Origin of the sequence: Methylocaldum sp., assembly GCF_039794385.1 — a bacterium.
Classification (GTDB): domain Bacteria; phylum Pseudomonadota; class Gammaproteobacteria; order Methylococcales; family Methylococcaceae; genus Methylocaldum.
In genome coordinates this window covers 1-3,449 of sequence record NZ_JBDIVO010000431.1, presented here as the reverse complement: position 1 = coordinate 3,449, position 3,449 = coordinate 1, and the positions used below count along the sequence as shown (strand labels likewise).

Genomic DNA, 3,449 nt, shown 5'->3' with positions numbered 1-3,449 from the left:
GTGCCTGAGCTCGGTCGTCGGCTCCGGGATCGCCGCGGCCAGACGCTCGAAAATCCGTCTGCGCTTTTCGGCGTTCATGATTCATGCATGGGAGATTTATGGAGCGAGTCTGTTTGGACCGGCGCAGTCTTGCCGAGAGCTTTCGTTTTCGCCCGGGCGTCGATGAGGTTTTTCACCGCGATCAGGAGGCCGAGGCCAATGAAGGCGCCAGGCGGGAGAATTGCCAGCAGAAATCCGTCGTAGTCGCTGAAGACGGGTAAAGTCCAGTTCTTGGCGATTTCGCCGAACATCAAGTCCGCTCGATTCAACACGGCACCGGTTCCTATCGCCTCGCGCAGGGCGCCGAGCATGACCAGTGCAAAGGTGAATCCCAACCCCACGAACAAGCCGTCCATGAGCGCGCGATCGACCGGATTCTTGGATGCGAAGGCTTCGGCGCGTCCGATGATGGCGCAGTTGGTGACGATCAGAGGTATGAAGATGCCGAGAATCTTATGCAGATCGTGGAAGAAGGCATTCATCAATAGTTCGATGACGGTGACGTTCGAGGCGATGATGAGTACGAACACCGGCAACCGGATTTCGGTCGCGACGTGATTGCGGATCAGCGAAACGATGACGTTGGAAAAGATCAGCGCCATGGTGGTGGCGAGACCCAGCCCCAGGCTGTTGATCACCGAATTGCTGACCGCCAGCAGGGGGCATAATCCCAGAAGCGCGACGAAGGCCTGGTTGTTGTGCCAGAGGCCGTCGCGGACGATTTTCTGGTATTTGGAAAAGTCGATCATGGATTCGATCCTAGGGAGCTTCCCGACTCTTGGTCAAATAGGCGCTCTTGGTTCCGCTCAAAGAAAATCAGGGTCTTGTAAACGGCTTTGACTACCGCGCGTGGCGTGATCGTCGCTCCGGTGAACTGGTCGAACTCGCCGCCGTCCCGTTTGACTTTCCAGCGGGATTCTGAAGGATTACTCAGCGAGCGGCCGTCGAAGCCCAATATCCAGTCCGATTTGTCGGTATCGATGGGATCGCCGAGTCCGGGCGTTTCGCGATGGCTGACGACCCTGACGCCGGCTAGCGAGCCGTCCGTGCGGACTGCTACCAGCAGTCTGATTGTGCCGTTGTAGCCGTCCGGAGCGACAGGGGAGAGCACGGCCGCCACGGGCTTGCCGTTTTTTCGTGCGCGATAAATGGTAACCGCTTTATCGGTGCCGAGGGTGAGGTCGCTGGCTGTTATGGTGTCGGCGAGAATATCGTTGTCGAACCAGTCGGCCGGAACCAAGGATTCCAAAGTGTGCAGCAGGACGGCCTGTTCGTTGGACTCGATGCGCTCTTTCGTTCCGTCGTGCACCAGGGCCACGAGTCCCATGCCGATGACGGCGAACACTCCGAGCGCGGCGGCTGCATTGATGATGGGCTTGGGCAAATTCATTTCGGATGTCCGTAGACCCGCGGACGGGTGTAGTGATCGATGGTGGGCGCAGCCAGATTCAACAGCAGAACCGCAAAGGCGACGCCGTCCGGATAGCCGCCCCAGGAGCGGATGACGAATACCAGTAGGCCGATCGATGCGCCGTAAATCAATCGCCCGCGCGGCGTGGTCGAGGCCGTGACCGGATCGGTCGCGATGAAGAAGGCTCCGAGCATGGCGGCTCCGCTGAAGCACTGGAACAGCGGCGTCGGGTAGACCGCCGGATCGATTAGGAAAAAGATCAGCGAAATGCCGAACAGGGCGCCCAAGAATCCGACCGGAATCTGCCAGCCGATGATGCCGCGTTTCAACATCCACAGTCCGCCCAGGAGAAAGCCGAAATTGACCCATTGCCAGCCGCGCCCGCCGATTCCTGCGAAAAGCCCCCCGGCCTGAATTTCGTCCAGTAACCGGTTTAGCCCGAGCTGGGTCTTGATCGTATCGAGCGGGGTCGCCATGGTTAGCGCGTCGAAAGTCATGTCCGACGGCAGCGTGCGGGTGAAGATCGCATTCCAGGCATCGGCAAAACTCAGCGCTGAACCGCTCAGTTCCTTGGGCGGAAGCCAGGCGGTCATGTGCTGGGGAAAAGAGATCAGGAGTACGGCGTAGCCGACCATCGCCGGGTTGAAGGGATTGTATCCCAGCCCGCCGTACAGGTGCTTGCCGATGACGATGGCGAAAAGCGCTCCGAAAGCCGTAAGCCACCAGGGCGCCAAAGGCGGCAGCGACACGGCCAGCAGCACGGCGGTGAGGGCAGCGCTATAGTCCCTAAGAGCAGGCGCAATCGGACGGCGACGCAAGGAGAGCATGGCGGCTTCGCCCAGCTGCGCCGCGAGCAGGGCGATCATGCACTGCACGAGCACTCCAGGGCCGAATTGCCAGACCAATGCCGCCAAGCCCGGAATCAGAGCAACGAGCACCTCCAGCATGATGCGGTTGACGCTGTTGACGGGGGCAAGATACGGCGCGTGAGCGGTCGGAAAACGCATGTGAGCGAGTGTTGGATGATGGATGTATTTCAAGTGGCTGTCGAATTTGGAAATGCCCGGCTAATCGATCTCCGAAGGCACCGCTTGAGCTTCGGATTCCGGGCCGCCTGGCGGAGTCTCGGTGTGAACGACCTTGGCGGACTCTCGACGAGTCTCGGCCCCTGCCGGCGGCACTACCGTTTCTTGCTTATCGCCATCAATCTGCGCGGTGTCTTCGCTTGACGGTGCCGATTTTTCCGCGCGGCGGAGTTTGGCGCGTTCGATGGCCTCGAGGATTTCCGGCGACTTTCCTGTTCCCAGGTTCTCTTTCTTCCGCTTCGCGGCTTCCGCGCGCTCGCGCTTCTCCTGTTCCTTGCGCGCCTGGCGCGACTCGAAACGAAGGCGCGCATGATCGGCCTTTTCGCGCTCGCGCCGCTTGGCGATGGCCTTGCCTTTCGTGGCGCGGAAATGTTGGACGAGCGGAATGTGGCTGGGACATACGTAATCGCAGCAGCCGCACTCGATGCAGTCGAACAGGTTGTAATCCAGTGCCCGTTCGATCTGGTCCGAGCGGCCGTACCAGTAAAGCTGCTGCGGCAGCAGGTTCACCGGACAAGCTTCGGCGCAAGCGCCGCAACGAATGCAGGGCAGGGATCGTTTTTCGCCGATCAGTTCGTTGCGACCGGCAACCAGTATGCAGTTGGCCGATTTGGTCAAAGGCAGATTGTCGGTCGGCACGTCAAAGCCCATCATCGGTCCGCCCAGAACAAGCCGGTCGGCTTCGTTGGTGTAGCTGCCGCATTGTTGGATGAGATCGGCGAAAGGCGTACCGATCCGAGTCAGAACATTCTGTGGCTGTTTTACGCCGAGGCCGGTTACCGTCACGATTCGGGAAATCAAAGGAGTACCGTGAACGACGGCGTTATAAACCGCTGCGGCCGTTCCGACATTCTGGCAGACGATACCGATGTCGGCCGGAATGCCGCGCGTCGGTACTTCGCGGCCGGTCAGCA

4 protein-coding genes are annotated in these 3,449 nt (G+C 60.0%); all 4 read right to left on the bottom strand.

Annotated elements, in window-relative coordinates:
* Positions 1–74: 74 nt before the first annotated feature.
* Entirely contained in the window at positions 75–788 is a 714-nt protein-coding gene (locus tag ABJK70_RS22185; RefSeq protein ID WP_077732345.1) for an electron transport complex subunit E, read from the bottom strand.
* Positions 785–1,429, bottom strand: a complete 645-nt coding sequence (gene rsxG / locus ABJK70_RS22180) for an electron transport complex subunit RsxG (RefSeq protein WP_077732346.1) — start codon at positions 1,427–1,429, stop codon at positions 785–787. The genes ABJK70_RS22185 and rsxG overlap by 4 nt, the downstream gene beginning before the upstream one ends.
* Positions 1,426–2,457, bottom strand: coding sequence for an electron transport complex subunit RsxD (gene rsxD, locus ABJK70_RS22175; RefSeq protein WP_077732347.1), 1,032 nt, complete (start codon positions 2,455–2,457; stop codon positions 1,426–1,428). Before rsxD ends, rsxG begins: the two co-directional genes overlap by 4 nt.
* Positions 2,458–2,517: 60 nt before the next feature.
* The coding region (gene rsxC, locus ABJK70_RS22170) for an electron transport complex subunit RsxC (RefSeq protein WP_347259159.1) at positions 2,518–3,449 on the bottom strand (932 nt) is incomplete at its 5' end.

What these genes read in the sequence shown, in the direction of transcription:
- ABJK70_RS22185 (WP_077732345.1), bottom strand. Translation starts at nt 788, where the DNA reads ATGATCGACTTTTCCAAATACCAGAAAATCGTCCGCGACGGCCTCTGG.
- rsxG (WP_077732346.1), bottom strand. Translation starts at nt 1,429, where the DNA reads ATGAATTTGCCCAAGCCCATCATCAATGCAGCCGCCGCGCTCGGAGTG.
- rsxD (WP_077732347.1), bottom strand. Translation starts at nt 2,457, where the DNA reads ATGCGTTTTCCGACCGCTCACGCGCCGTATCTTGCCCCCGTCAACAGC.